This window comes from Micrococcus sp. 63XJN7_8_ISO-PGPR-S23-253, assembly GCF_056173425.1.
In genome coordinates this window covers 2011126-2036450 of sequence record NZ_CM149673.1, presented here as the reverse complement: position 1 = coordinate 2036450, position 25325 = coordinate 2011126, and the positions used below count along the sequence as shown (strand labels likewise).

17 protein-coding genes, 1 tRNA gene and 3 rRNA genes are annotated in these 25325 nt (G+C 69.3%); 15 read left to right on the top strand and 6 right to left on the bottom strand.

The window, feature by feature from the left end; genetic code table 11:
• Positions 1-18: 18 nt before the first annotated feature.
• Entirely contained in the window at positions 19-687 is a 669-nt protein-coding gene (gene phoU / locus AC0VX4_RS09350; RefSeq protein WP_002858069.1) for a phosphate signaling complex protein PhoU, read from the bottom strand.
• 163 nt (positions 688-850) lie between these two features.
• Between phoU and AC0VX4_RS09345 the strand changes: the two genes are divergently transcribed.
• On the top strand, positions 851-2080 hold the full coding sequence (locus AC0VX4_RS09345) for a sensor histidine kinase (RefSeq protein ID WP_002858070.1): 1230 nt from the start codon (positions 851-853) through the stop codon (positions 2078-2080).
• A complete protein-coding gene (locus AC0VX4_RS09340) occupies positions 2077-2757 on the top strand; it encodes a response regulator transcription factor (protein WP_002858071.1) in 681 nt (226 codons plus the stop codon). Before AC0VX4_RS09345 ends, AC0VX4_RS09340 begins: the two co-directional genes overlap by 4 nt.
• Before the next feature lie 91 nt (positions 2758-2848).
• Here the strand turns inward: AC0VX4_RS09340 and AC0VX4_RS09335 are convergent, their stop codons facing one another.
• Positions 2849-3400: a hypothetical protein gene (locus tag AC0VX4_RS09335; RefSeq protein ID WP_002858072.1), complete on the bottom strand. Its 552-nt coding sequence runs from the start codon at positions 3398-3400 to the stop codon at positions 2849-2851.
• 201 nt (positions 3401-3601) lie between these two features.
• Here AC0VX4_RS09335 and AC0VX4_RS09330 point away from each other — a divergent pair, with 201 nt between their 5' ends.
• The 12 genes from AC0VX4_RS09330 to rrf all read left to right on the top strand — a co-directional run bounded on the left by AC0VX4_RS09330 (position 3602) and on the right by rrf (position 21899).
• Positions 3602-4084: a CarD family transcriptional regulator gene (locus AC0VX4_RS09330; protein WP_002858073.1), complete on the top strand. Its 483-nt coding sequence runs from the start codon at positions 3602-3604 to the stop codon at positions 4082-4084.
• A gap of 130 nt (positions 4085-4214) precedes the next feature.
• Positions 4215-5513 carry a 2-C-methyl-D-erythritol 2,4-cyclodiphosphate synthase gene (gene ispF / locus AC0VX4_RS09325; protein ID WP_002856486.1) on the top strand — a complete coding sequence of 433 codons (1299 nt, stop codon included), beginning with the start codon at positions 4215-4217 and terminating at the stop codon, positions 5511-5513.
• A 73-nt stretch (positions 5514-5586) separates the two neighbouring features.
• On the top strand, positions 5587-7044 hold the full coding sequence (cysS, locus tag AC0VX4_RS09320) for a cysteine--tRNA ligase (RefSeq protein ID WP_002856488.1): 1458 nt from the start codon (positions 5587-5589) through the stop codon (positions 7042-7044).
• Between the two features lie 74 nt (positions 7045-7118).
• Complete coding sequence (gene rlmB, locus AC0VX4_RS09315; RefSeq protein ID WP_002856490.1) at positions 7119-8108, top strand: 23S rRNA (guanosine(2251)-2'-O)-methyltransferase RlmB; 990 nt, start codon at positions 7119-7121, stop codon at positions 8106-8108.
• A gap of 232 nt (positions 8109-8340) precedes the next feature.
• Positions 8341-9324 carry an ABC transporter substrate-binding protein gene (locus AC0VX4_RS09310; RefSeq protein ID WP_002856492.1) on the top strand — a complete coding sequence of 328 codons (984 nt, stop codon included), beginning with the start codon at positions 8341-8343 and terminating at the stop codon, positions 9322-9324.
• Positions 9325-9454: 130 nt separating this feature from the next.
• Positions 9455-10444: an ABC transporter permease gene (locus tag AC0VX4_RS09305; protein WP_002855118.1), complete on the top strand. Its 990-nt coding sequence runs from the start codon at positions 9455-9457 to the stop codon at positions 10442-10444.
• A complete protein-coding gene (locus tag AC0VX4_RS09300; RefSeq protein WP_002855120.1) occupies positions 10437-11228 on the top strand; it encodes an ABC transporter ATP-binding protein in 792 nt (263 codons plus the stop codon). Before AC0VX4_RS09305 ends, AC0VX4_RS09300 begins: the two co-directional genes overlap by 8 nt.
• A 102-nt stretch (positions 11229-11330) precedes the next feature.
• Entirely contained in the window at positions 11331-13430 is a 2100-nt protein-coding gene (locus AC0VX4_RS09295; protein ID WP_475464298.1) for an alpha-1,4-glucan--maltose-1-phosphate maltosyltransferase, read from the top strand.
• Between the two features lie 40 nt (positions 13431-13470).
• On the top strand, positions 13471-15798 hold the full coding sequence (gene glgB, locus AC0VX4_RS09290) for a 1,4-alpha-glucan branching protein GlgB (RefSeq protein WP_098471190.1): 2328 nt from the start codon (positions 13471-13473) through the stop codon (positions 15796-15798).
• Positions 15799-16541: 743 nt separating this feature from the next.
• A 16S ribosomal RNA gene (locus AC0VX4_RS09285) occupies positions 16542-18064 on the top strand.
• 436 nt (positions 18065-18500) lie between these two features.
• Positions 18501-21592, top strand: a 23S ribosomal RNA gene (locus AC0VX4_RS09280).
• A gap of 190 nt (positions 21593-21782) precedes the next feature.
• A 5S ribosomal RNA gene (gene rrf / locus AC0VX4_RS09275) occupies positions 21783-21899 on the top strand.
• Together the 16S, 23S and 5S rRNA genes form the textbook arrangement of a ribosomal RNA operon.
• 128 nt (positions 21900-22027) lie before the next feature.
• On the opposite strand, the gene AC0VX4_RS09270 is transcribed toward rrf, so the two are convergent.
• Positions 22028-22453 carry a hypothetical protein gene (locus tag AC0VX4_RS09270; RefSeq protein ID WP_002858298.1) on the bottom strand — a complete coding sequence of 142 codons (426 nt, stop codon included), beginning with the start codon at positions 22451-22453 and terminating at the stop codon, positions 22028-22030.
• Positions 22454-22584: 131 nt separating this feature from the next.
• Here AC0VX4_RS09270 and AC0VX4_RS09265 point away from each other — a divergent pair.
• Positions 22585-22661, top strand: a tRNA-Pro gene (locus AC0VX4_RS09265).
• A gap of 65 nt (positions 22662-22726) precedes the next feature.
• On the opposite strand, the gene AC0VX4_RS09260 is transcribed toward AC0VX4_RS09265, so the two are convergent.
• The 3 genes from AC0VX4_RS09260 to AC0VX4_RS09250 form a co-directional block, all read right to left on the bottom strand.
• On the bottom strand, positions 22727-23089 hold the full coding sequence (locus AC0VX4_RS09260) for a GNAT family N-acetyltransferase (RefSeq protein ID WP_475464297.1): 363 nt from the start codon (positions 23087-23089) through the stop codon (positions 22727-22729).
• 58 nt (positions 23090-23147) lie between these two features.
• On the bottom strand, positions 23148-23645 hold the full coding sequence (locus AC0VX4_RS09255; protein WP_060774771.1) for a carboxymuconolactone decarboxylase family protein: 498 nt from the start codon (positions 23643-23645) through the stop codon (positions 23148-23150).
• A gap of 93 nt (positions 23646-23738) precedes the next feature.
• Positions 23739-25298, bottom strand: a complete 1560-nt coding sequence (locus tag AC0VX4_RS09250; protein ID WP_475464296.1) for a DUF5129 domain-containing protein — start codon at positions 25296-25298, stop codon at positions 23739-23741.
• Positions 25299-25325: the final 27 nt, after the last annotated feature.

The window sequence follows — 25325 nt, the reverse complement described above, 5'->3', positions numbered from 1 at the left end:
CCGTGGCGTCGGGGACGGTCAGGAGCCGGTGGCGTCCGGGCGGTGGGTCGCCCACTCGCCCGTGACCAGATAGCGCACCTTGGCGGCCACGGACAGGCCGTGGTCCGTGAACCGCTCGAGGTAGCGGGAGGCCAGCGTGACGTCCGTGGTGGTGGCCGGCGTCGCGCTCCAGTCCGGGGCGGCGATCGCGCGGAAGACGGACACGTGCAGCGCGTTGACGTCCTCGTTGAGGGTGTCGATCCGGTCCCCGTGCGCCAGGTCCTGGGTCTCGAGCAGCAGGACGACCTCCTCGGCCACCTCCACGGCGGCGTCGCACATCGCGGTGAACACGGTCCGGACCGGCTCCGGGATGACATGCTCGGGGTAGCGCAGCCGGGTCAGCTGGGCCACGTGGCGGGCGAGGTCGCCCATGCGCTCGAGCGAGGAGCTCATCCGCAGCGTGGCGACGACGGTGCGCAGGTCCGTGGCCACGGGCGCCTGCAGCGCCAGGATGCGCACGGCCTGCTCGTCGAGGGACTCCTGCAGCTGGTCGATCCGCGCGTCCTCCGAGATGACCCGTTCGGCGCCGTGCACGTCGGCCGCCTCGAGGGCGGCCTGCGCGTCCATCATGGCGCGGTGCACCAGGCGGGCGATCTCGGTCAGGTCGCGGCCCAGCCGTTCGAGGTCGGCTCGGTAGAGCTCGCGCATGGTCTCCTCTCCCCGGCGACGCCCGTGCGCCGCCGACCCCGAGTCCGCGGGGCAGCGGCCCATCCTGCCAGGGCAAGATGAACGGCCCATGAACGCCGATCGTCCGGCGTCTGGCGGGGCCGGGGCAGCCCGTCTCCGGGCCGCCAGAGGCTAGTCTGGTGCCGTGGATCCCGTCATCATCGGCCTGCTGTGCGGAGCGGTCGGACTGTTCACCGGAGTGGCCTCCATGCTGGCCTTCCGGGCGTCCGAGCGCTCGCGGACGGTAGACCTGACGGTCGGCGAACCCACCCTGGCGCCGGGCGCCGCCGAGGTCCTCTCCGTGGTCGGCCGCGCGTACGCGGTGGTGGACGACGTCGACGGTGTGGTGCGGGCGAACCCCGCGGCCTACGCCCTGGGCCTCGTGCGGGGGCACTCGCTCGTCCAGGACCAGCTGCGGGAGCTCACGCGGACCGTGCGGGCCGACGGCGTCATCGTCGAGCGCCGCATGGAGCTGCCCCGAGGACCCCTCGGGCAGTCGAGCCTCGTCGTCGAGCTGCGCGTGGCCCCGCTGGACGAGGAGTACATCCTGATCCTGGCCGACGACCGCACGGACGTGACCCGCACCGAGGCCATGCGCCACGACTTCGTCGTCAACGTCTCGCACGAGCTCAAGACGCCGGTGGGTGCCATCTCCCTGCTCTCCGAGGCCATCGGCGACGCCGCGGAGGACGAGGAGGCGGTGCGTCGCTTCGCCGCACGGCTGGGCGTCGAGTCCCGCCGGCTCACGGCCCTCGTGCAGGACATCATCGAGTTCTCCCGGCTGCAGGCCAAGGACGTGGTCCAGGACGGGGGGCCCGTGGACCTCAACGCCGTCGTCGCCGACGCCGTGGACCGCCTGCGCCTGACCGCCGAGGACCGCGGCATCGCGCTGCGCGTGGGCGGCCGCGTGGACGCGGTGGTGCACGGGGACCAGGACCAGCTGATGACCGCGGTGCGCAACCTGGTGGACAACGCGGTGCGCTACTCCCCGGAGGGCACCACGGTGGGCATCGGCCTGAGCTCCGTGGACGGGCTCGCGCAGGTCACCGTCACGGACCAGGGCATCGGCATCAGCCCGGAGGAGCAGGAGCGGGTCTTCGAACGCTTCTACCGCGTGGACGCGGCGCGGTCGCGCCAGACGGGCGGCACGGGCCTGGGGCTGAGCATCGTCAAGCACGTCGTCATCAACCACGGAGGGGAGGTCACCCTCTGGTCCCAGCCGGGCCGCGGGTCGACCTTCACCATCCGCCTGCCCGAGTGGGGGGACGGTGTCGCCGTCGACGGCGCGCCGGGCGCCGCCCACGTCACCGAGCGGCGCGGTCACCGGGTGACCGCCTCGGCCGCACACCCGACCCGGAAGGAGACGAGCGCATGAGCCGCATTCTGATCGTGGAGGACGAGGAGTCGTTCAGCGACCCCCTGTCCTACCTCCTGGAGAAGGAGGGGTTCGAGGTCACCGTCGCCGCCGACGGCAACGAGGCGCTGAGCGTCTTCGAGCGCGACAGCGCGGACCTGATCCTCCTGGACCTGATGCTCCCGGGGATGTCCGGCACCGAGGTGTGCCGTCAGGTGCGCCAGCGCTCCAACGTCCCCGTGATCATGCTGACCGCGAAGGACTCGGAGATCGACAAGGTCGTCGGCCTCGAGCTCGGCGCGGACGACTACGTGACCAAGCCGTACTCCTCGCGCGAGCTGGTGGCCCGCGTCCGCGCCGTGCTGCGCCGTCAGGGGGAGCAGGAGGAGCCGATGTCGGCGACCATCAGCGCCGGCCCCGTGCGCATGGACGTCGAGCGGCACGTCGTCTCCGTGGACGGCGAGCAGGTGTCCCTGCCCCTCAAGGAGTTCGAGCTGCTGGAGATGCTGCTGCGCAACGCCGGGCGCGTGCTCACCCGCGGCCAGCTGATCGACCGCGTGTGGGGCTCCGACTACGTGGGGGACACCAAGACCCTCGACGTGCACGTGAAGCGCCTGCGCTCCAAGATCGAGCCCGACCCCTCGAGCCCCCGCTACCTCGTCACGGTGCGCGGTCTGGGCTACAAGTTCGAGGCCTGACCGGCACGCTCCGCCCGGGACGACGACGGCCCCGGCTCCACCTCGCGGTGGGGCCGGGGCCGTGGCGTGCCGGGCGCGGGCCCGGCGGAGGTCAGTGCTCCTCGCCGTAGTGGTGGGTCTCCTCGTGGAGGTGCCCGACGAGATCCTCGTCTGCGGGCTCGACGCCCTCGGGGAGCAGGTCACGGTACTGCTCCTGGGTGGCGCTCAGCAGCGGGACGGCCAGGTCGGCGGTGCCGCCGGTGCCGGAGACGGTCACGGGCAGGTTCTCGCCGACCCACACGCCCTCGCGCTCCAGGACGGTCGTGTTCGCGTCGTCCTCGAGCTTGCGGCTCTCGCCGGCGGGGACCCTCAGGGTCGCGGAGCTGCCGCCCTCGGCCTGGAAGGTGTAGGTCTGGTCCTGGCCGGAGGTGTTCTCCACGGTGCCGATCAGGCGGGCGGGACCCGACTCGCCGTCGCCGACGAGGGCGAGGTTGCGGTAGCTCAGGAAGTCCTGCTCCTGGCCGTTGATGCCGTCCGAGGCGGAGTACTGGATGGCGGTGGCGATCGGGCTCACGGCGGAGCAGCCGGTGGCGCCCAGCAGGGCGACCGCGGCCAGCGCACCTGCGGCGAGGTGGCGCCGGGCGGGCCGGGATGCGTTCTTCACAGAGGTCTCCTCAGGTGCGATGACGTGCTCAGGAGCCCCGAGGCAGGGGTCCTGCCAGGTCAGGCTACCGCATCCCGGGACGCCGACAGGCGTGTGGCGCGGGGTCCTCCACTATCACATCCGGAGGCCGAAGATGTGACGGCACGCGCGGCATGACGAGGCCGCATGATAGAATGAGACGACTGAAAGGGGCACAACAACATGGTTTTTGAGGTCGGAGAGACCGTCGTCTACCCCCACCACGGTGCTGCGCGGATCGAGGAGATCAAGATGCGCACCATCAAGGGGGAGGAGAAGATGTACCTCAAGCTCAAGGTGGCACAGGGAGACCTGACCATCGAGGTCCCTGCGGAGAACGTCGACCTCGTCGGCGTGCGTGACGTCGTGGATGCGGAGGGGCTCGAGCACGTCATGGAGGTCCTGCGGGCCGAGCACGTGGAGGAGCCGACCAACTGGTCCCGCCGCTACAAGGCCAACCTGGAGAAGCTCGCCAGCGGCGACGTCAACAAGGTGGCCGAGGTCGTCCGTGACCTGTGGCGCCGCGACCAGGACCGCGGCCTGTCCGCCGGCGAGAAGCGCATGCTCTCGAAGGCCCGCCAGGTGCTCGTGTCCGAGCTGGCGCTGGCCAAGAAGGTCACCGAGGAGGAGGCCGAAGGCCGCCTGGACAAGGTGCTCGAGGGCTGACGAGCAGCACACGGCAGGGGAGGGGCCCGCGTCCACGACGCGGGCCCCGCCCCTGTCTCGCCCCCGGCCACGGCCGTCGCCGTCGGGGGTCCCGGGCCACGGACACCGGCGCGCTCCCTAGGATGAGGCCATGCCCACCGCCCTCGTGATCGCCGCCGCCGGCGCCGGCACCCGCCTCGGCGCCGGGCTGCCCAAGGCCCTCGCCCCCCTCGCGGACGGCCGCACCCTCCTGCACCACTGCCTGGCGTCCGTCGCCGCCGCACGCGCCGCCGGGCTCGCCCTCGACGCCGTCGTGGTGCTCACCCCGCCGGCGGAGGCCGACGCCGGCCGCGTGGCCGCCGAGGTCGACGCCGGCCCGCGCCTGGACGTGCCCGTGCACTGCGTGCCCGGCGGCGCCGAGCGCGCGGACTCGGTCCGCGCCGGACTCGCCGCGGCCTCCCGCGCTCTGGCCGACCTCGCCCCGGCGGGGGCGCCCCGCCGCGTCCTCGTCCACGACGCGGCCCGCGCACTGACCCCGCCGAGCGTGTTCGGGGCCGTCACGGCGGCGCTCGAGACCGGCGCGGTCGCCGCGGTCCCGGGCCTGCCGCTGACGGACACCGTCAAGCAGGTCACCCCCGGACGGGGCGGCGTCGACGTCGTCGCGGCCACGCCGGCCCGCGCCGGACTGCGCGCGATCCAGACGCCGCAGGGCTTCGACCTGGACACCCTGCTGGCGGCCCACGAGGCCGTGCGCACGGACCCCACGCTCGACGCCGCGGCGCTCACCGACGACGCGATGGTCATGGAGGCCGCGGGGCAGGAGGTCGTGGTGGTGCCCGGCGACCCGGCCGCGTTCAAGGTCACCGCCCCCGCCGACCTCGACCTCGCCCGCCTCGAGCTCGCCCGCCGCGCCCCCCAGGAGGCCTCCATGAGCCAGCCCACCCGCCCCGCCGTCGCGGCCGCCCCCCTTCCGCGCGTGGGGATCGGCACCGACGTGCACGCGTGGGCACCCGAGGATGCCCCCCGGCCCCTGTGGCTCGGCGGGATCCACTGGCCCGGCGAGCGGGGCGTGGCCGCGACCTCGGACGGGGACGTGGCCGCCCACGCGGCGTGCAACGCCCTGCTCTCCGCCGCCGGCCTCGGTGACCTCGGGGCCGTGTTCGGCGTCGACCGGCCCGAGATGGCGGACGCCTCCGGCGCGGACATGCTCCGCGAGGTGCTGCGCCTGCTGACGGAGGCGGGCGTCGCCGTCGGGAACGTGGCGGTCCAGGTGGTCGCCCCCCGGCCCAAGGTGGGCACGCGCCGCGCGGAGATGGAGGCCGCCCTGTCCGCCGCCCTCGGCGGGGCCCCCGTGTCCGTCTCCGCCGCCACCACGGACCGGCTGGGGTTCATCGGGCGCAAGGAGGGGCTGGTCGGGATCGCGACCGCGCTCGTCATCCCTGCGGCCTGAGCCCGCACCGGCGCACCGACTAGGCTGGCAGAGCCCCGTCAGGACCCCGCCCCTCCGGAAGGACCGCGCCCCCATGGCCCAGCGCTTCTACGACACCCGCACCGCGCAGATCCGGGACTTCGAGCCCCTCGTGCCCGGCGAGGCGTCGGTGTACTACTGCGGGGCCACGGTGCAGGGCATGCCGCACGTGGGCCACGTGCGCAGCGCGATCGTGTTCGACATCCTCATCCGCTGGCTCGAGGCCACGGGGCTGCGCGTCACCTCGGTGCGGAACGTGACGGACATCGACGACAAGATCCTCGACCGCTCGGCCGCCTCCCACGAGGCCGGCTTCGAGGCCTCGGACCTCTACCCGGCCCGCGAGCCGTGGTGGGCCCTGGCCTACCGGTTCGAGAAGGCGTTCGACGCCGCCTACCTCGCCCTCGGCGTCCGCCGTCCCACCTACGAGCCGCGCGCCACCGGCCACGTGCCCGAGATGTTCGCGCTCATCGAGCGCCTGATGGAGCGCGGCCACGCCTACCCCGCGCAGGACGGCTCGGGCGACGTCTACTTCGACGTCCGGTCGTGGGAGCGCTACGGCGAGCTCACCCGCCAGCGCGTGGAGGACATGCAGGACGCGCCCGACGCCGACCCGCGCGGCAAGCGCGACCCCCGCGACTTCGCCCTGTGGAAGGGCGCCAAGCCCGGCGAGCCCGCCACCGCCGTGTGGGAGTCGCCCTGGGGGGCCGGCCGCCCCGGATGGCACCTGGAGTGCTCGGCCATGTCCACGAAGTACCTCGGCGCCGAGTTCGACATCCACGGCGGCGGCCTGGACCTGCGGTTCCCGCACCACGAGAATGAGCTGGCCCAGTCGACGGCCGCCGGTGACGGCTTCGCCCGCTTCTGGCTGCACAATGGGCTCGTCACCTACGGCGGGGAGAAGATGTCCAAGTCCGTGGGCAACACGATCTCCCCCGAGGAGATGCTCGGCATGGCCCGCCCGACGGCGGTGCGCTACTTCCTGGGGCAGGCCCACTACCGCTCCCAGCTCGACTACCGGCCCGGCGCCCTCGACGAGGCCGAGGCCGCCGTCGAGCGCATCGAGGGCTTCACGGCCCGCGCCCGCGCCGCGGGTGCCGTCCCGCCCGCCCCCGACGGGGCGCTCGCGGACCGCGTGCCCGCCGCCTTCCGCACCGCCATGGAGGACGACCTGAACGTGCCCCAGGCGCTCGCGGCCCTGCACGAGGCCGTGCGTGCCGGCAACTCGGCGCTGGCCGGGCAGGACCTCGACGCCGCGGCCGCCCGCCTGGCCGAGGTGGAGGCCATGACCGCGGTGCTGGGCCTGGACGACGTGCCCGAGGGTGACGACGCCGCGGCCGGCCCGGTGTCGGACGCCCTCGACTCGCTCGTCCGCTCGCAGATCGAGGCGCGGGCGCAGGCCCGCGCGGACAAGGACTGGGCCACCGCGGACCGCATCCGGGACGCGCTGGCCGCGGCCGGCGTCGTGCTGGAGGACGGTGCCGACGGCGCCACATGGCGCCTGGCGGACTGACACCTAGACTGGAGGACGATCCGGCGGCGCCCCGCGTGCCGCCGCCCCCGTCCCCGGCACGCAGGAGTCCCGCCATGTCCACCGCACCCCGCTCCGGCGGATCCCGCAAGCCCAAGGGCAAGAAGGGCCCCATGAAGGGCACCGGCGGCCACGGTCGCAAGGCGCTCGAGGGCCGCGGACCCACCCCCAAGGCCGAGGACCGGGTCTACCACAAGGCGCACCGTGCCAAGCAGCTGGCCGAGCGCTCGGCCGCCAAGCGCGGCCCCGTGACGGACCAGGTCCGCGGCCGCGTGAAGCTCACGGACGAGACCGTCTCCGGCCGCAACCCCGTGCTCGAGGCGCTGCGCGCGGGCATCCCCGCCAAGGCGCTGCACGTGGCCGTGCGCATCGAGATGGACGACCGCGTCAAGGAGGCCCTGCGCCTCTGCCTCGAGCAGGGCGTGCCGGTCCTGGAGAACACCAAGCCGGAGCTGGACCGCCTCTCCGGCGAGGCCGTGCACCAGGGCATCGTGCTGCAGATCCCGCCCTATGAGTACGCCGACGCCACGGCCCTGGCCCTCGACGCGCTCGCGAAGCACGAGAAGGGGCACCTGCGGACCCCGCCGCTGCTGATCGCGCTCGACGGCATCACCGACCCCCGCAACCTCGGCGCCATCATCCGGGCCGGCTCCGCGTTCGACGCGGACGGCGTGATCGTGCCCGAGCGCCGCTCCGTCGGCGTGACCGCCACCGCCTGGCGCACCTCGGCCGGCGCGGCCGCGCGGGTGCCCGTGGCCCAGGCCGGCAACCTGAACACCACCCTCGTCGACCTGCACAAGGCTGGCTACTTCGTGCTGGGCCTCGACGGCGGCGGGGACGTCTCCCTGCCCGGGCTCGCCCTGGCCACGGAGCCGCTCGTGCTCGTGGTGGGGGCCGAGGGCAAGGGTCTGTCCCGCATGGTGCGGGAGCACTGCCAGCAGATCGTGTCCATCCCGATCGACTCGACGATGGAGTCCCTCAACGCCTCGATGGCGGTGGGCATCTCCCTGTACGAGATCTCGGTGCAGCGCGCCGGCGGGCGCTGACCTCCACGGCGTCCCGCCCGGGATGACGGCCGGGCGGGGACGCGGGTGTGGCGCACGGCGCCGACGGGCGCAGAGTGTCCACGGTGACGCCGATCACATGGCAGGATGTCGCGTGGATGCGCGCACGTCTTGCCCGTGATGCGTGTCACCGCGCACAGTGTCTGCACTGTGTCCGACGGGCCCCCGTCGGCGAGCGCATCCCGCACCGCACCATCAGAACGAGGTCCGTCTCATGAAGCACCGCTCCCTCCCCCTCACCGCCGCCCTCGCCGTCGCCGCCCTCGGGCTCACGGCGTGCGGCGACTCCGGCTCCGGCGGTTCCGGCTCCTACACCGTGGGCATCAACCAGCTCGTCTCCCACCCGGCGCTCGACGGCGCGGCCGAGGGCTTCAAGGAGGCGTTCACGGACGCCGGCCTGGACGTGACGTTCGAGGAGCAGAACGCCCAGGGCGAGCAGGCCACCGTCACCTCCATCGCCTCCACCTTCGCCAACGACGGGGACGTGGACCTCGTGGCCGCGATCGCGACCCCCGCCGCGCAGGGCACCGCCTCGGCCGTGAAGGACAAGCCGGTCGTGTTCATGGCGGTCACCGATCCGAAGGGCGCTGAGCTCGTGGCCTCGGACGAGGCCCCGGGCGGCAACGTCACCGGCGTCTCGGACCGCAACCCGGTCAAGGAGCAGCTGCAGCTGCTCAAGGACGTGAAGCCGGACGCCACGACCGTCGGCATCGTCTACAACTCCGGCGAGGCCAACTCCAAGGTCCAGGTGGACCAGGCCAAGGAGGCCGGCAAGGAGCTGGGCCTCGAGGTCAAGGAGGCCACCATCACCAACTCGTCCGAGGTCCAGCAGGGCGTGCAGTCCCTGTCCGGCGTGGACGGCATCTACGTGCCCACGGACAACGCCGTCGTCTCGGCGCTGGAGACCGTGGTGGGCTACGGCAAGGAGCAGCGCGTCCCCGTCATCTCGGCGGACATCGACTCCGTCGAGCGCGGCGCCCTGGGCACGTACGGCATCGACTACAAGGCGCACGGCAAGCAGGCCGGCGAGATGGCCGTGAAGATCCTCAAGGACGGCGCGAAGCCGGCCGAGCTGCCCGTGGGCTACGCCGACCCGGCCAACCTGCAGCTCGTGCTGAACCCGACGGCCGCCGAGGCCTACGGCGTCGAGATCCCCGCCGAGCTCAAGGACAGGGCCGACCAGCTCGTCGAGGGCTGATCCCGCGCCTGCCCGCCTCCGCGGCGGCCCGGACCACGGGGTCCGGGCCGCCGCGGAGCACGTCGACGGCCGGCCCACCCCGTCCCGCCGTCGTCCGTCCCCCTCGCACCGCCCGAAAGGCACCCACCCCATGCTGACCGCAGTGGAACTGGGTCTGATCTACGCCGTCGTCGCGCTCGGCGTGTACCTGACCTTCCGCATCCTCGACTTCCCCGACCTCACGGTGGACGGCTCGTTCACCACCGGCGCCGCCACGGCCGCCGTGCTCATCACGGGCGGCACGCCGGTGCCCCTGGCCATGCTCGCCGCCTTCGTGGCGGGCGCGCTCGCGGGCCTCGTCACCGGCCTGCTGCACACCAAGGGCCGGATCGACGGCCTGCTCGCCGGCATCCTCACGATGATCGCGCTCTACTCGATCAACCTGCGGATCATGGGCAAGGCCAACATCCCCCTGCTCGGCCAGGACACCCTGTTCACGTGGCTCGGCGATCTGGGCCTGGCCCGGAACTGGGGTTCGATCCTCGTCCTCTTCCTCGGCGTGTTCGTGGTGAAGCTGATCCTCGACTGGTTCCTGCACACGGACCTGGGCCTCGCCCTGCAGGCGACCGGTGACAACGAGGAGATGATCCGCTCGTACGGCGTCTCCACGGACCGGATGAAGATCCTCGGCCTCATGATCTCCAACGGCCTCGTGGCCCTCGGCGGCTCCCTGCTGGCCATGTACCAGGGCTTCGCGGACATCTCCATGGGCATCGGCCTCATCCTCGTGGGCCTGGCGTCCGTGATCGTGGGCCAGGCCGTGTTCGGCCAGCGCACGGTCTTCTGGGCGACGCTCGCCGTGATCGTCGGCGCCGTGCTCTACCGCCTGATCATCCAGTTCGCCCTCAACGCGGGCCTGAGCCCGAACGACATGAAGCTGATCTCCGCGGCTCTCGTCGTCGTGGCCCTGCTGCTGCCGCGTTTCGGCTTCGCCAAGCGCCTGAGCCTGCGCACTCGGGGCACGGCCGCGACCCCGGGGCCGGCCGCCGCCGCACCGGCCACCGCCGGCATGCCCCTGACCGGCGAGCCGGGCGGCGCCACCCCCGCCGCATCCGTCCCCGAGGAGGCCCCCCGTGCTTGAGATCTCGCAGGTCTCCAAGACCTTCTTCCCGAACACCGTCAACGAGCGGCGCGCCCTGCAGGGCATCGACCTGCACCTGGCCGAGGGCGACTTCGTCACCGTGATCGGCTCCAACGGCGCCGGCAAGTCCACGATCCTGAACACGATCGCCGGCAAGCTGCTCCCGGACACCGGCACCGTGGCCGTGAGCGGCAAGGACGTCACCCGCATGCCGGACCACCGCCGCGCGGCCTCGATCGGCCGGGTGTTCCAGGACCCGACGGCGGGCACGGCACCGAACCTCACGATCGAGGAGAACATGGCCCTGGCCTGGCGACGTGGGCACGCCCGCGGGCTCTCGCGGGGCGTCTCCCGCGCCCGGCGCGCCACGTTCCGCGACGAGCTCACGAAGCTCGAGCTCGGCCTGGAGAACCGCCTCACCGCCAAGGTGGGGCTGCTCTCCGGCGGCCAGCGTCAGGCGCTGAGCCTGCTCATGGCCACGTTCTCGGGCCCGAAGATCCTGCTGCTGGACGAGCACACCGCCGCCCTGGACCCGTCCCGGGCGGAGCTGGTGACCCGTCTGACCCGGCAGGTGGTGGCCGAGCACCGGCTCACCACGCTGATGGTCACGCACAACATGTCCCAGGCCCTCGAGGTCGGCAACCGGCTGATCATGATGCACGACGGCCGGATCATCCTCGAGCTGGACGAGCAGGAGAAGGCCGGGCGCACCCCGGCGGACCTGTTGGCCGAGTTCGCCAAGATCAAGGGTGCCGTCGTGGACGACAAGACCATGCTGTCCTGAGCGCTCCGTCCGGCGCCCCCGTCCCCGGCCCGCCCCTCCGCCCCACGGCGGGCGGGCGGGCCGGCCGTTCTCACCGGCGCGGCCGCGGGGTAGCGTCGTGGCGTGAGCACCGTGAAGCCCGACACCCAGAGCGCCACCGCAGCCGATGTCCGCCTCCAGACCGTCACGGGGCGTATCCCGGTGACGGACGTGCAGCCCGTCGTGCTGGACGGCCGGTTCCCGGCGAAGGCCGTGGTCGGCGAGGACATCCCCGTCCGCGCCACCGTGTTCCGCGAGGGCCACGACTCCGTGCGCGCCACCGTCCGTCTGCTCGACCCGGCCGGCGCCGAGGTGCAGCGCGTGCAGATGCGTCCGGGCCGGCCCGGGCTGGACGAGGTCGTGGCCACGCTGCGGCCCGCCGAGCCGGGCCTGCACCAGTTCGTGGTCGAGGGCTGGGACGACCCGGTGGGCACGTGGAAGCACGCGGCCACCGTCAAGATCGCCGCCGGCATCGACGTGGAGCTGATGCTCGCCGAGGGCGCCGCCCTGTTCCGCCGGGCCGCCGAGGACGCGGAGCGCTCGGCCGAGGACCGCGCCGTGTTCGAGGAGGTCGTCCGCGGCCTCGAGGACGAGTCCCTCATCCCGGTCCAGCGCCTGGCCTCCGCCGAGTCGGCGGAGGTGTCCGCCGTCCTCCACGCCCGCCCCGTGCGGGAGCACCTCACAAGCTCCGAGCTCTACCCGCTGGACGTGCAGCGTGAGCTCGCCGGCCGCGGCGCCTGGTACGAGTTCTTCCCCCGCTCCGAGGGCGCCCGCTTCGACGAGGCCTCCGGCACGTGGTCCTCCGGCACCTTCGCGACGGCGGCCCGCCGGCTCCCGGCGGTCGCCCGGATGGGCTTCCAGGTCGCCTACCTGCCGCCGATCCACCCGATCGGCACCTCGCACCGCAAGGGTCCGAACAACACGCTGACGGCCGGTCCGCAGGACCCGGGCTCGCCGTGGGCGATCGGGGCGCCCGAGGGCGGACACGACGCCGTGCACCCGGACCTGGGCACCGTCGAGGACTTCGAGGCGTTCGTGGCCACGGCCGCGGACGAGGGCCTCGAAGTGGCCCTGGACCTGGCCCTGCAGTGCTCCCCGGACCACCCGTGGGTCGCCGCGCACCCGGAGTGGTTCACCACCCGCGTGGACGGCACCATCGCGTACGCGGAGAACCCGCCGAAGAAGTACCAGGACATCTACCCGCTGAACTTCGACAACGACCCGGACGGCCTCGCCCAGGCGGTGCTGGACGTGGTGCGGGGCTGGGTGGCCCGCGGCGTGCACATCTTCCGCGTGGACAACCCCCACACCAAGCCCCTGTGGTTCTGGGAGTGGCTGATCGCCAAGGTCCGCGCCGAGGAGCCGCGCGTCGTGTTCCTCGCCGAGGCCTTCACCCGTCCCGCGATGATGCACGCCCTGGGCAAGGTCGGGTTCCAGCAGTCCTACGGGTACTTCACCTGGCGGAACACCGCCGAGGAGCTCGCGGAGTACCTCCAGGAGATCTCGCACGAGACGCCGGCGTTCTACCGCCCCAACCTCTTCGTCAACACGCCGGACATCCTCACGGAGTACCTGCAGCACGGCGGCCCGGGCGCGTTCCGGATCCGCGCCGTCGTCGCCGCCACGGCCAGCCCGCTGTGGGGCGTCTACGCCGGGTTCGAGCTGTTCGAGCACGTGGCCCGGCCCGGCGCGGAGGAGTACATCGACAACGAGAAGTACGAGTACCGCCCCCGGGACTGGGAGGGCGCGGAGGCCGCGGGTGCCTCGCTCGCCCCGTACCTCACCCGGCTCAATGAGATCCGCGCTGCGCACCCGGCGCTGGGTGACCTGCAGAACCTGACCCTGCACGGCTCGACGCACCCGGACCTGCTCGTGTTCTCGAAGACGCGCTCGGCCCGGCCCGAGGGCGCGCACCGGGACGCCGAGGCGGTCACCGACGCCGGTCCCGCGGAGGACACCCTGATCGTCGTCGTCACCACGAACCCGTACGACGTCGTCGAGGCGACCCTGGACCTGGACCTCGAGGCGCTGCGTCTGCGCCCCGAGGACCGCGACGCGTCCGGGGCCGTCGAGGTGGAGGACCTGCTCACCGGCCAGCGCTGGCACTGGGGCCGCACCCCGTACGTCCGCCTGGACCCGAACGTCGAGCCCGCCCACGTCCTGCGGGTCGTCCGGAACGGCTGAACCGCTCCCGACGCCTGCCGCCCCCAGAACAGGAACCGCCATGACCCCGTCCGCCGCCCCCCGTCCCGCCGCCGCCCCGCTCGCCGTGGACCCGGAGGTGCTGGCCGCCGTCGCGCAGGGCCGGCACCACGATCCGCACACCGTGCTGGGCGCCCATCCGCATCCCGACGGCGCCGCGGTCACCTACCGCGTGCTGCGCCCGCTGGCGCGCACGGTCACGGTGGTCCGCGCCGGCGACGGGCAGCGGGTGGAGCTGACGCACGAGCACGACGGCGTGTTCGCGGGCGTGGCCCCGACGCCCCGCGTGGCCGGGGCCGCCGCGGGCGACTACCGCGTCGAGGTGGCGTACGAGACCGAGGACGGCACGACCGGCCCCGTCCAGGAGCAGGACGACGCGTACCGGCACCTGCCCACGCTCGGCGAGCTGGACCTGCACCTGATCGGGGAGGGCCGGCACGAACGGCTGTGGGAGGTGCTCGGCGCCCGCGTGGTCCGCACCTCCGCCGACGAGGCCGTCGGCACGGCCTTCGCGGTCTGGGCGCCGAACGCGCGGGCCGTGCGCGTGGTGGGCGACCACAACGGCTGGGACGGCCGGACCCACGCCATGCGGTCCCTCGGCTCCTCCGGCGTGTGGGAGCTGCTGGCGCCCGGCGTCGGTCACGGCGACCGCTACAAGTTCGAGATCCTCGGCCGGGACGGGCTCTGGCGGCAGAAGGCGGACCCGATGGCCCGCTGGACGGAGGTCCCCCCGGCCACGGCCTCGCGTGTGCTGGAGTCCGACTACGCCTTCGGGGACCGCACCTGGATGGAGCGCCGCCGCGTCACGGACCCGCACGAGCGCCCGCTGAGCATCTACGAGGTGCACCTGGGCTCGTGGCGGCCCGGGCTCGACTACCGCGAGCTGGCCGAGCAGCTCGTGGAGTACGTGCAGTGGCTGGGGTTCACGCATGTGGAGTTCCTGCCGGTCGCGGAGCATCCGTTCGGCGGGTCCTGGGGCTACCAGGTGACCGGCTACTACGCCCCCACCTCCCGGTTCGGCTCCCCGGACGAGTTCAAGCACCTGGTGGACGCGCTCCACCGGGCGGGGATCGGCGTCATCGTGGACTGGGTGCCGGCGCACTTCCCGAAGGACGAGTGGGCGCTCGCGCGCTTCGACGGGACCGCCCTGTACGAGCACCCGGACCCGCGGCGGGGCGAGCATCCGGACTGGGGCACCCTCGTGTTCGACTTCGGCCGCACCGAGGTCCGCAACTTCCTCGTGGGCAACGCGCTCTACTGGCTCGGCGAGTTCCACATCGACGGGCTGCGCGTGGACGCCGTCGCCTCGATGCTCTACCTGGACTACTCGCGCGAGGACGGGCAGTGGGAGCCCAACGTGCACGGCGGCAACCACAACCTCGAGGCCATCGACTTCCTGCGCGAGGTCAACGCGACCGTGTACCGCCTGCACCCCGGCGTCCACATGATCGCGGAGGAGTCCACGGCCTTCTCAGGGGTGAGCGCTCCCGTGGACGCGGGCGGTCTCGGCTTCGGCAAGAAGTGGAACATGGGCTGGATGCACGACACCCTCGCCTACCTGTCCCAGGACCCGGTCAACCGCCGGTGGCACCACGGGCAGTGGACGTTCTCCATGGTGTACGCCTACTCGGAGAACTACGTGCTGCCGCTGTCCCACGACGAGGTCGTCCACGGCAAGGGCTCCCTGCTGGGCCGCATCCCGGGCGACCGCCGGCAGCAGCTGGCCACCCTGCGCGCCTACTACGGCTACATGTGGGCGCACCCCGGCAAGCAGCTGCTGTTCATGGGCGGGGAGTACGCGCAGCCGAGCGAGTGGTCCGAGGGCGAGGGCCTGGACTGGCCCGTCTCGTGGGACGAGGCGCACCGCGGGGTCCAGCTGACGATCCGGGAGCTCAACGCGCTCTACCGCAGCAAGCCGGCGCTGTGGTCGCTGGACCACAGCCCGGAGGGATTCGCGTGGGTGGACGGCGGCGACGCCGACGGCAACACGCTCGTGTTCCTCCGCATGCCCGCTGCGCAGGTGGTGCCGGAGCAGCGGATCGACGACGGCGACGCGGTCCCGGCCGCCGAACCGGGCGGCGCCCCGCTGCTGTGCATCACCAACCTCTCGGGGTCGCCGCGTCAGGGGCTCCGGGTGGGGGTGCCGTCCGCGGGGGAGTGGACGGTGGTGCTGGACACCGACGCGATCGACTTCCACGGTGACGGCTGGCGCGAGCAGACCGGCCAATCCGAGGTGATCGCTGCCCATGAGGGCCAGTGGCAGGGCCAGCCTGCCCACGTCACGGTGAACGTGCCGGCGCTGACCACCCTGTGGCTCCAGCCGCATCCGGACTCGACGGTCACGCCCTGACGCGTGGTGCACGTCACGATCGACGGTCTCGGCGCGGGAGTGCCGAACCGAGTCGGACGGCATCGAGGAATCCGCGAGAACACGCGGAAGTCGACCGTCCGCCCGGGACTGCACGCCGGGTGTCACCCCTGATTTTGTGTTCGGTGGGGTTCGTGTGTAGAGTTCCATCTCGTGCTCAAGACGCCGACCGGGTGACCGGGAGGCGGGGTGAAGAACACAGAATCCGCGGATTCATGCCGAGAATGGCAGGTCCAGGGCGGGTGGTGCTCACCGGGTGCGCGGCTGGCAGTGATGCTGGTCGGGATTCCTGAAGAAGATGATCTGGTTTGACAGCCGGGAATCATGTGGTAAGCTTTTCGAGGCCTTCCACGTGGATGGTCCGGTGAGTGTCTGGCCCCGCAGAGAGCGGAGTTGACATGGTCGGATCGCGTGGTAAGGTTTTCTAGCCCGGCCATGTGAACAGACGGTGAATGCTTCGGACACGGAGTTGACACGTTCGAAACGGATGGTCTAGGATGGAGAAGTTGCTCCAGAGCGAAACGGCCCGCGGAGCGGGTCGCTGAAGCTGGAAGCGCCTGTTGTTTGAGAACTCAATAGTGTGCCAAGTTTGTTGATGCCAATTGTTTTAACACATATTGGTTGATCATCGCCTGCCACCCCCGTGGTGTGGTGATGGTCTGCTAGGTATTGAATGGATGTCGTGGTGGTTATTTCCGGCTGCCACGGTGTTGTTCTGTAATTTTTTTACGGAGAGTTTGATCCTGGCTCAGGATGAACGCTGGCGGCGTGCTTAACACATGCAAGTCGAACGATGAAGCCCAGCTTGCTGGGTGGATTAGTGGCGAACGGGTGAGTAACACGTGAGTAACCTGCCCTTAACTCTGGGATAAGCCTGGGAAACTGGGTCTAATACCGGATAGGAGCGCCTACCGCATGGTGGGTGTTGGAAAGATTTATCGGTTTTGGATGGACTCGCGGCCTATCAGCTTGTTGGTGAGGTAATGGCTCACCAAGGCGACGACGGGTAGCCGGCCTGAGAGGGTGACCGGCCACACTGGGACTGAGACACGGCCCAGACTCCTACGGGAGGCAGCAGTGGGGAATATTGCACAATGGGCGCAAGCCTGATGCAGCGACGCCGCGTGAGGGATGACGGCCTTCGGGTTGTAAACCTCTTTCAGTAGGGAAGAAGCGAAAGTGACGGTACCTGCAGAAGAAGCACCGGCTAACTACGTGCCAGCAGCCGCGGTAATACGTAGGGTGCGAGCGTTATCCGGAATTATTGGGCGTAAAGAGCTCGTAGGCGGTTTGTCGCGTCTGTCGTGAAAGTCCGGGGCTTAACCCCGGATCTGCGGTGGGTACGGGCAGACTAGAGTGCAGTAGGGGAGACTGGAATTCCTGGTGTAGCGGTGGAATGCGCAGATATCAGGAGGAACACCGATGGCGAAGGCAGGTCTCTGGGCTGTAACTGACGCTGAGGAGCGAAAGCATGGGGAGCGAACAGGATTAGATACCCTGGTAGTCCATGCCGTAAACGTTGGGCACTAGGTGTGGGGACCATTCCACGGTTTCCGCGCCGCAGCTAACGCATTAAGTGCCCCGCCTGGGGAGTACGGCCGCAAGGCTAAAACTCAAAGGAATTGACGGGGGCCCGCACAAGCGGCGGAGCATGCGGATTAATTCGATGCAACGCGAAGAACCTTACCAAGGCTTGACATGTTCTCGATCGCCGTAGAGATACGGTTTCCCCTTTGGGGCGGGTTCACAGGTGGTGCATGGTTGTCGTCAGCTCGTGTCGTGAGATGTTGGGTTAAGTCCCGCAACGAGCGCAACCCTCGTTCCATGTTGCCAGCACGTAGTGGTGGGGACTCATGGGAGACTGCCGGGGTCAACTCGGAGGAAGGTGAGGACGACGTCAAATCATCATGCCCCTTATGTCTTGGGCTTCACGCATGCTACAATGGCCGGTACAATGGGTTGCGATACTGTGAGGTGGAGCTAATCCCAAAAAGCCGGTCTCAGTTCGGATTGGGGTCTGCAACTCGACCCCATGAAGTCGGAGTCGCTAGTAATCGCAGATCAGCAACGCTGCGGTGAATACGTTCCCGGGCCTTGTACACACCGCCCGTCAAGTCACGAAAGTCGGTAACACCCGAAGCCGGTGGCCTAACCCTTGTGGGGGGAGCCGTCGAAGGTGGGACCAGCGATTGGGACTAAGTCGTAACAAGGTAGCCGTACCGGAAGGTGCGGCTGGATCACCTCCTTTCTAAGGAGCATCAGTGCCCGTTGCATCACCGCGTGTGTGATGGCGGGTTGCTCATGGGTGGAACATCAATGAATGGTGCCAGTGGTGGTGCCGGCAGTGCTCGAGTACGTCATGCCTTTGCGGGTGTGGTTGGAATGGGTGGTGTTGGTGGCTGCGAGCTGGTGTTGGCACACTGTTGGGTCCTGGAACAGCAGGCACCCTGACCTTGGGGTTGGGGTTGTTGTTTCTGGTCTCCGTGCCTTGTGAAGCTGGCCTGGTGGGTTGGTGGATGGGGTGTGGGTTGTTGTTTGAGAACTGCATAGTGGACGCGAGCATCTTATTTTTTGTTGCTGCATCGTTGATCGCACTGTTCCCCCCTGGGGTGGTGTGTGAGGTGTGGTGATGCCGAGAATGACATCTTAGTTAGATATTGCTCATTTGAGGACTTTCATTGTGTGTGAAAGTTTCCAAGGGCGCATGGTGGATGCCTTGGCAACAGGAGCCGAAGAAGGACGTGGGAATCTGCGATAAGCCTGGTGGAGTCGATAACCGGACGTTGAGACCAGGATTTCCGAATGGGGAAACCCCGCACGACGTGTCGTGTGACCCCCGGTTGAACACATAGACCGGGTGGAGGGAACGTGGGGAAGTGAAACATCTCAGTACCCACAGGAAGAGAAAACAAAAGTGATTCCGTTAGTAGTGGCGAGCGAACGCGGATGGGGCTAAACCGTATGTGTGTGATACCCGGCAGGGGTTGCATGTGCGGTGTTGTGGGCCCCTCCTTGTCATGTCTGCCGGCATGGCGCAGTGAGGTGCGGGCATATAGACGAACCAGTGTGGATGCTGGACCGTAGAGGGTGAGAGTCCCGTAGTCGAAATGTGTTCCGCCGCTGTTGGAGGGTCGCCCGAGTAGCACGGGGCCCGAGGAATCCCGTGTGAATCTGCCAGGACCACCTGGTAAGCCTGAATACTACCTGTTGACCGATAGCGGATCAGTACCGTGAGGGAATGGTGAAAAGTACCCCGGGAGGGGAGTGAAATAGTACCTGAAACCATGTGCCTACAAACCGTTGGAGCCTCCTTGTGGGGTGACAGCGTGCCTTTTGAAGAATGAGCCTGCGAGTTAGTGATACGTGGCGAGGTTAACCCGTGTGGGGAAGCCGTAGCGAAAGCGAGTCTGAATAGGGCGTTTGAGTCGCGTGTCCTAGACCCGAAGCGGAGTGATCTACCCATGGCCAGGTTGAAGCGCGTGTAAGAGCGCGTGGAGGACCGAACCCACTTCAGTTGAAAATGGAGGGGATGAGCTGTGGGTAGGGGTGAAAGGCCAATCAAACTCCGTGATAGCTGGTTCTCCCCGAAATGCATTTAGGTGCAGCGTCACGTGTTTCTTCCCGGAGGTAGAGCTACTGGATGGACGATGGGCCCTACAAGGTTACTGACTTCAGCCAAACTCCGAATGCCGGGAAGTGAGAGCGTGGCAGTGAGACTGTGGGGGATAAGCTTCATAGTCGAGAGGGAAACAGCCCAGACCACCGGTTAAGGCCCCTAAGCGTGTGCTAAGTGGGAAAGGATGTGGAGTTGCTGAGACAACCAGGAGGTTGGCTTAGAAGCAGCCACCCTTGAAAGAGTGCGTAATAGCTCACTGGTCAAGTGATTCCGCGCCGACAATGTAGCGGGGCTCAAGTACACCGCCGAAACCGTGGCATTCAGTTTTGCTGGATGGGTAGGGGAGCGTCGTTCACGAGGTGAAGCCAGCGGGTAACTTCTGGTGGATTGTGGACGAGTGAGAATGCAGGCATGAGTAGCGAAAGACGGGTGAGAAACCCGTCCGCCGGATGACTAAGGGTTCCAGGGTCAAGCTAATCTGCCCTGGGTAAGTCGGGACCTAAGGCGAGGCCGACAGGCGTAGTCGATGGACAACGGGTTGATATTCCCGTACCAGTGAAGAACCGCCCATGCTGAGCCGGTGATACTAACCGCCCGAACCATCCCGATCCTCGTCTTTGACGGGGACGGTGATGGGGAGCGCGGGACCTGAACCGGGGAGGCAAGCGCATTAACAGGTGTGACGCAGGAAGGTAGCCGGGCCGGGCAATGGAAATGACCTGGTCTAAGGGTGTAGGGCTGCCGGTAGGTAAATCCGCCGGCTGTATGCCTGAGACCTGATGGGCGCCCACGTGGTGGGTGATCCGGTGATCCTATGCTGCCAAGAAAAGCATCGGCGCGAGGTTCAAACTGCCCGTACCCTAAACCGACACAGGTGGTCAGGTAGAGAATACTAAGGCGATCGAGAGAATCATGGTTAAGGAACTCGGCAAAATGCCCCCGTAACTTCGGGAGAAGGGGGGCCCCAACCTTGAGCACCACGTGCTGGTGTGAGGGGATCGGGGCCGCAGAGACCAGGGGGAAGCGACTGTTTATCAAAAACACAGGTCCATGCGAAGTCGTAAGACGATGTATATGGACTGACTCCTGCCCGGTGCTGGAAGGTTAAGGGGACCTGTTAGCTTCGGCGAAGCGGAGAACTTAAGCCCCAGTAAACGGCGGTGGTAACTATAACCATCCTAAGGTAGCGAAATTCCTTGTCGGGTAAGTTCCGACCTGCACGAATGGAGTAACGACTTCCCCGCTGTCTCAACCATGAACTCGGCGAAATTGCATTACGAGTAAAGATGCTCGTTACGCGCAGAAGGACGGAAAGACCCCGTGACCTTTACTATAGTTTGGTATTGGTGTTCGGTGTGGCTTGTGTAGGATAGGTGGGAGACTGTGAAGCGGGCACGCCAGTGTTCGTGGAGTCATCGTTGAAATACCACTCTGGTCACTCTGGATATCTAACTTCGGCCCGTGATCCGGGTCAGGGACAGTGCCTGATGGGTAGTTTAACTGGGGCGGTTGCCTCCCAAAATGTAACGGAGGCGCCCAAAGGTTCCCTCAGCCTGGTTGGCAATCAGGTGTCGAGTGCAAGTGCACAAGGGAGCTTGACTGTGAGAGTGGCAGCTCGAGCAGGGACGAAAGTCGGGACTAGTGATCCGGCGGCTCGTTGTGGAACGGCCGTCGCTCAACGGATAAAAGGTACCTCGGGGATAACAGGCTGATCTTGCCCAAGAGTCCATATCGACGGCATGGTTTGGCACCTCGATGTCGGCTCGTCGCATCCTGGGGCTGGAGTAGGTCCCAAGGGTTGGGCTGTTCGCCCATTAAAGCGGTACGCGAGCTGGGTTCAGAACGTCGTGAGACAGTTCGGTCCCTATCCTCTGCGCGCGTTGGAAATTTGAGAAGGTCTGTCCTTAGTACGAGAGGACCGGGACGGACGAACCTCTGGTATGTCAGTTGTACCGCCAGGTGCATGGCTGATTAGCTACGTTCGGGATGGATAACCGCTGAAAGCATCTAAGCGGGAAGCCGGCTTCGAGATGAGATTTCCTTGCCCCTTTGAGGGTGTGAGGCCCCCAGCTAGAACACTGGGTTGATAGGCTGGATGTGGAAGCGAGGACTGAAGACTCGTGAAGCTGACCAGTACTAATAGGCCGATGACTTACACACACTCTTATCCCATTGCTTGCTTCAAGGTGATGGGTTGGTGTTCGCGTCCACTGTGCGGTTGTCTGATTGCAACCGGCTGTCCACTGTTGGTGGGTGGTTGGGGTGTTTCAGTTGAATAGTGTCACTGTTGTGTGACCCGTAGGTTTCCCTGCTGTTGCCCGTGTTGAGGGTGGTGGTGTGGGGTTAGGGTTACGGCGGTCATAGCGTGGGGGAAACGCCCGGTTCCATTCCGAACCCGGAAGCTAAGGCCCACAGCGCCGATGGTACTGCAGCCGGGAGGTTGTGGGAGAGTAGGTCGCCGCCGGACATTCTTTGAGGGAGGGCCTCGCACTGTTCGTGCGAGGCCCTTCCCGCATTCCCGGGAGGATTCACCGGGCGGCCCCGTGCGATGAGCACGGGGCTTTCTGCGTTTCCGGGTGCATGCGCCCGCGGCGCTCAGAGCTCCTCGCCGGCCCGCAGTCGTGCCGTGAGCGCGCGGGTGAGTCGGCGGCGCAGCCGGCCGTGCTCCGTGCCCTGCTCCAGAAGGCGCGCGTGCACGGCATCGGCATGGGCCGGCTTGTCCGAGTCGGGGAGTGCGAGGAAGTCGCGTAGCAGCGGCTCCAAGCGCCCGGTGAGGGCGAGCACGAGCTCCTGGGTCTCCAGGGGTCGTATGCGCTGCAGGCGAGTCCAGGCCGGCGCGTACTCGGCGGCGTGCTCGACCATCTCCCACGCGAGGGCCCAGCTGTCCGGGCGCAGTCGGTGCCGCTCGGCGCGCAACAGCTGTCGCAGGGCCGCCACGGCCTCCTCGAGCTCGGCGGCCGTGGCGCCGTCGTCGTCGGGGGAGGGGCTCGCGGAGGGACGCGGGAACGGCCACCAGCTCATGCCGGCCTCTCTCGGATTCGCGGGGTGCGCAGAGGTCTCACGCGTGAGATTCTGCCCCGCATCTCGGTTTGGCAGCACCCGGTGTGGCTGGTATAGTCGGTCTCTGTTGGATTCAGGTCTGAGACCTCCAACGGGGTGTGGCGCAGCTTGGTAGCGCGCGTCGTTCGGGACGACGAGGCCGCAGGTTCAAATCCTGTCACCCCGACCAGAAAGAGCCCCCGCCGGATCGGCGGGGGCTCTTCTCGTCTCCGGGTGCTCACCGGGTGCGGTGCGTCAGTCCTGGCGGGACTCCAGGAACTGCAGATGCTCGGGGCCCGCCGGGTCCACGTCGCCGGCCACGTCGTCGTGTTCGTTCACCCAGTCCTTCACGTACGGGCACACGGGGACGATCCGGCGGCCCGCGGCCACGGTGTCCTTCAGCGCCTCGCGCACGAGGATCGAGGCCAGGCCCCGGCCCTCGTACTGGTGGTCGACCTTGGTGTGCGGGAAGATCCGCTGGGCCGGGCCGTCGGCGGTGTCGTCGTCGATCGCCACCGTGAAGCCGGCCACCGTGCCCGCGTCATCGACGACGATCTCGTACCTCTCCGCGTTCTTGCGGACCTGGGGGTGCTCCAGGCTGGGGGTCTGCTCGGTCATGGTCGGTCCTCTCGTTCCTGGGGGGACCCCGCCGCCGGGCCGGCGACGGGGAAGGGGGTCAGTCGTCCCGGCGCCGCACGGGATGATGGGACAGGATCGAGATGCGGTTCGTCAGGTTCATCACGATCGCGACCCACTGCACGGCCGCGTACTGGGCGTCCGTGAGCACGGCGGCCGTGGAGGCCTGCACGTAGTTCAGCTGCTCCTGCTCGGGGAGGTCCGTGACCGCCTCGGCGAGCTCGAGTGCGGCGCGTTCCTGCTCCGAGTACACCGCCCCGGCCTCACGCCATGCCGGCAGCAGCCCCAGGCGCTGCACGCTCAGACCGGCGTCGGCGCCCTGGCGGGTGTGCCGGTCCAGGCAGAACCCGCAGCCGTTGAGCTGGGAGACCCGGAGGTTCACGAGCTCCACGAGCTGCCGGTCCAGCCCGGCCTGCTCGGCGGCGCCGCGCGCGGCCGAGGCCAGCGGCCCGACCGCGTGCCACGCCTCGGGCACGGCCTTGTCGAGGAAGAACGCGAGGGGGTCCTGGCGGGGTGCGGGGGTGTCAGCGGTGGTCATGGTCCTTCACTGTCTCGCAGAACGGGGCGGTGGGCCAGGGGCCGGGTACCGGGCCTCGGACGAGCTTGCGGCTCAGATCCGGCCCCGATCGCCTCAGAATCGGCCGGACGAGCCCGCCCCGGAGAATGAGCCGCCCGAGGATCCGTAGCCGGTCCCGGAGGAGCTGGACTGCGCCTGGCGATGGTCCTGGACGGACCGCTCGCCGGCCTGGTGGCCCGTGGTGAAGGCCACCACCGTCCAGTAGGCATCCGCGGGCAGCGCGGAGTCCAGGATCGAGCCGCGCGCGGACCGGGCCGGGCCACGGTGCGTGCGCAGCTCGTCGCGCAGCAGCTCACGCTCGGCCTCGTCCTTGCCGAAGGCCGCCACCTCGGCGTCGGCGAGGGCGGAGACCAGCCCGGTCAGGCGACGTCGCAGCGCATCCAGCTCGTCCAGCGCCGCAGCCGGGGTCAGGCGCTCGTCCTGCAGGTCCGCGCCCAGCGCCTCGAGTCGGCCCTGGGCCTCGGCGCGGAAGGACTCCAGCGCGGCGACGGCGGACCGGACGGGTCCGGCGGAGCCGACGGAGGAGGCCAGCGTGCCGACGGCGTCCAGGTCGGCCCGCAGCGGGGCGGTCTGCTGGTCCCACGCCGACGGCCACCCCGGGTGGCGGTTGAGGAAGGTGTTCGCCGCGGCCACGGCGTCGTCGAGGCGGTCGAGCTCACGGGCGCGGTCCCGGACGTCCTCCGCGGCCCGGGCGTGCTCCGTGCGATGCAGGCTGCGCTCCGGCAGGGCCTCGAGGCGGTCCAGTTCCGCCGACGCGTCGAGCGCCTGGCGCCGGAAGCCGCGGAAGCGCTCCATCAGCGCGGCCGCGTGGGGCGAGTCCTCAGGCACCGTGGACGCGTTCACCTCGGTGGCGTCCATCTCCAGGGTCACGGAGGTCAGGTGGGTGCGGGCCTCGGCCAGCAGGTCGGCCGTCCGGCGGCGGCGACGCCGTCGGCTCGCGAGCACCGCGGCCGCGGCGCCGCCGCCCGCCACACCGACGATCCCCGCGCCGAACCACAGCTCGGGAGCCTGCCACCAGGGGCGCCCGATCAGCTCGGCGGCGGCGTCCGTCACCTCCACGACCGTGTCCGTCCACCGGGCCGCACGGGCCGCCTCGTGGCCGGCCTCGCGCACCTCCCGCAGCTGGTCCGTGCTGAGCATCCGGTCCTCGCCCACGTACACCCCGATCAACCGGTTGTCCGGGTCGAGCGCCACGATCACGAGGCCGTCGGCCCACTTCTGGCCGTCCGCGCTGAGCCAGTCCGGGTGCTCGGCGCGAGCCCGTTCGAGCACCCGCCCGTTGAACGCCTGAGACGCGCGGTCGTCGTCCAGCGCGGACAGGTCCGGGCCGCGCTCGGTGACCACGGCGACGCGGGTCGGCTCCCGGAACTCGATCCCCGCCAGGTCACGGCGCAGCTGGGCGGGGTCGATCACGCCCGCGTCGTCCACGAGCTCCACCTGCTCCCAGGCCACGGCGCGGGCCTGCGGCGCGGCGGCCACGACGGCGCCCGTCACCCCTGCCGTGACCGGCAGGGCGACGACGGTGGCGGCCGCCGCCGGCCCGGTGAGGGCGGCGGCGGACAGGGCGACCGCGGCGAGAGTGCGGCGGGCGATGCGGTGCGTCGGACGGGTCACGGGGGCCTCCTGGACGGGTCGGCGATC